The sequence below is a fragment of the Mesorhizobium sp. M7A.F.Ca.US.002.01.1.1 genome, from assembly GCF_004022955.1.
Classification (GTDB): domain Bacteria; phylum Pseudomonadota; class Alphaproteobacteria; order Rhizobiales; family Rhizobiaceae; genus Mesorhizobium; species Mesorhizobium ciceri.
In genome coordinates this window covers 1-2,755 of record NZ_RZQE01000630.1, presented here as the reverse complement: position 1 = coordinate 2,755, position 2,755 = coordinate 1, and the positions used below count along the sequence as shown (strand labels likewise).

3 protein-coding genes are annotated in these 2,755 nt (G+C 58.3%); all 3 read left to right on the top strand.

Going from position 1 to position 2,755, the window contains the following annotated elements; genetic code table 11:
* Window positions 1-426: 426 nt before the first annotated feature.
* The 3 genes from EN932_RS33185 to EN932_RS33180 all read left to right on the top strand — a co-directional run bounded on the left by EN932_RS33185 (window position 427) and on the right by EN932_RS33180 (window position 2,176).
* Window positions 427-735 carry a hypothetical protein gene (locus EN932_RS33185; RefSeq protein ID WP_027161855.1) on the top strand — a complete coding sequence of 103 codons (309 nt, stop codon included), beginning with the start codon at window positions 427-429 and terminating at the stop codon, window positions 733-735.
* Between the two features lie 18 nt (window positions 736-753).
* Window positions 754-906: a hypothetical protein gene (locus EN932_RS38220; RefSeq protein ID WP_164890756.1), complete on the top strand. Its 153-nt coding sequence runs from the start codon at window positions 754-756 to the stop codon at window positions 904-906.
* Window positions 907-1,276: 370 nt separating this feature from the next.
* Entirely contained in the window at window positions 1,277-2,176 is a 900-nt protein-coding gene (locus tag EN932_RS33180; protein WP_013525092.1) for an SIR2 family protein, read from the top strand.
* The last annotated feature ends 579 nt before the right edge of the window (window positions 2,177-2,755 follow it).

Sequence of the window (2,755 nt, the reverse complement as noted above, 5' to 3'; positions counted from 1 at the left end):
GGCTTTGGTGACGAGGTCCGTGACGACTTCAAGGGGCCCGAACCGGAAGAGTTTTTGTCGCGACCACCCTCAAAGGGGCATGGTTATGGTGAACGCTACTTCTCAGCCTGAGTTCGGTGGTGGTATTCCGGTTCGATCCGCGAGATTTCCCGCCCATGGCTCGCCGACAGACACGCTGTTGGCTCCGGCTGAAGCCTTGCCTCTGCTTGCGAGGTTGCCATGGCGATCCGGAACCTCGAGGCATGTGGAGAGTTGTCCAGCAGCCCAGCGGAGATCCAAGCCATGGCGCTACCAGATGCCAGTTCCGGCGCGGCCGCGCAGCCGAAACGCTCTAGCAAGCCGGCAATCCCATCGCCGCACGCCACAAGGCTTCCGGAGCAGGATTATCGATAGACGGGCGCCCAACGATATGAAGGACAATGGCCCATGAACGTCGCCAACCTGCAATTGGAAGGTTTGCTTATGGCGGTCGCTGCCGTCAATAACGCCTTGGTCCGGAGGGGCCTTCTTTCGGTTGATGATATCGATATGGCTTTGAAAACCGCGGAGGCCTCGTTCACGGCTGATGAGCGCCTCTTCGAGGACATGTCGCCCGCCAACCGGGACGCAGTCTGTTTTCCTTTGCGGCTTTTGCGGTTGGCTAACACCAAACAGTTCGAAGCGGGTGTGCCACCGTTTGCCGAGCTGGCCAGGCAAGTCGGGATAACCAAGCAGCCCTACAACGATCAGATGTGAAGGGAGGAAGACAGGCAGGTGCAGGAAATCGTCGTGGTCAACGAGGTGGTCGAATTCCGGGGAGAGGCGGTGACCGCATACCGTGACGGTCACGCACACTGCAATGCCACCGCTTTCGGCGAGGCGGGCCGCGACCCTGGACGCGAGACCATTCCCGCATTGAACCCGTAGCTCTGGCGAAGGCACCACATGGAATATTTTCGATCACAAGGAACATGTCAGCCCACGGGTGTTTAGGCCGCAATGACAATCATCGCCGTCACGACAATGAACTACCCTCTCGCCGTCTTCCCTGGCCCGAAGCGACGCAGGCTCTCAGCAATTGCGCGACTGGAACGAAGCCGCGGCAAGTGGCTGGCGGAGAACCGGATCCACATGACCGGTAAGCAGAAACAGGAGCCGGTCGCGGGCAGCGAACCACAATGCGGCTGCCATGAGCCGTGCGGTTCCAGATGGTTGGCTGCATTCCAAGATCGACAGCAACCGAAACAACAAGCGCCTTTAGGGTCTGCCTGCGCGCGTGGCCTCGAAAGCCTTGGCCATGAACGATGACCCTGTGGATTCGCTCGCCAACGCAATTCACCACCGCAGCGCAATTCTGTTTGTTGGGGCAGGGGTGTCGATCAGTGTTGGACTCCCTTCTTGGGAGAAGCTGATAGAGCGAATGGCAAAGGAGCTCGGTGTCGACGACGAATTTTCCATGCGACGCGATCGTTTTCAAACCCTGGCCGAGTACTATCGGATCAAGCATGGCAGCATCGGGCCACTTCGCAGTTGGATGGACCGAAATTGGTCTGTCCCCAAGGACCGGATCGAGAAATCCGAGTTGCATCGTCTCATCGTGAAGCTCGATTTCCCTGTCATCTACACAACCAATTATGACCGTAACCTGGAACTGGCTTATGAAATATACGGTCGGGACTACGTGAAAGTGGCCAATGCACGCGATGTGGCGCAGGCCCGCCAGGGCGTTACCCACATCGTCAAATTCCATGGTGATTTCGACGAGGATTCTTCCCTCGTCCTCACCGAGACGGACTACCTTGATCGCCTCTCCTTCAATTCTCCGCTGGACGTGCGTTTTCGCTCGGATGCACTCGGCAGCACGATCCTCTTCATTGGCTATAGCCTTTCCGACCCAAACATTCGGTTGTTGCTGCACCGTCTCTGGCAGACGTGGCATCGGTCCGGCTATGAGAAAGATCGCCCGCCGTCGTTCATCTTCATGACCAGCCGAAACCCTGTGGAGGAGGCCGTGCTTGGACGTTGGGGCATTTCGGTCGTCGTCGGCGAAATCGACGAGCCGCAAGCTGCTTTGGTGGACTTCCTCAGCCGGCTGGCGGAGATGGTTGGGGACGGAGCCGAGCCTGGAGAGACGACCCATGAGGGAACCGTCGTCAGACAAAGAGCGATTGAAACAGTCAGGTCCAGGGGCAGCTAGGCGGGCTCTCAAGGAACGCCTTACGGCAGAGAACGTCGTTCCAGAGGCGATCATAGCCAGTTTGTGTGGCCAGTTTGAAAATCGCATCCCATAGAGCATGGATCTCCCATGTGAGCTTTCAACTATTCTGGCGGACGCGCTGGAACATTCTCGCATCAACAAGCTTCGAAGGGGGCACTGTTCCCGTTCAGTGTGTTTTCCCCCTGTGAGACTGCCCGCCGCCGAAAGGTGGCGGGCTTTTTTGTTGGGACGCAACCTTGGACATTATAGCGACCTTGGCCGGACACGCGCAGCGTCGCTTCCCATCATCGGTGCCCGAAGTTGGCGACAGCTTCGAAGTCCTCCCGATGCGATCGCAATTTTTGGGATAGATGTTCGTGTGGTGCCTGTCGGCGACCTGGACGCTGCCTACCAGAACCGGCCTCCTCCGGTCCGAACCACGGCGCTGGAACCCTTGTGAAAAGATCGATGTTCGGTATGCAGCTTGCCCTGCACAGCCAAGCGGTCTGGTGCGGCCCGTCGCCGCCTTGTCTGTTCAGCGGCGGGCCTTTGTGTGGTGATGACGCCACCGGCATTATT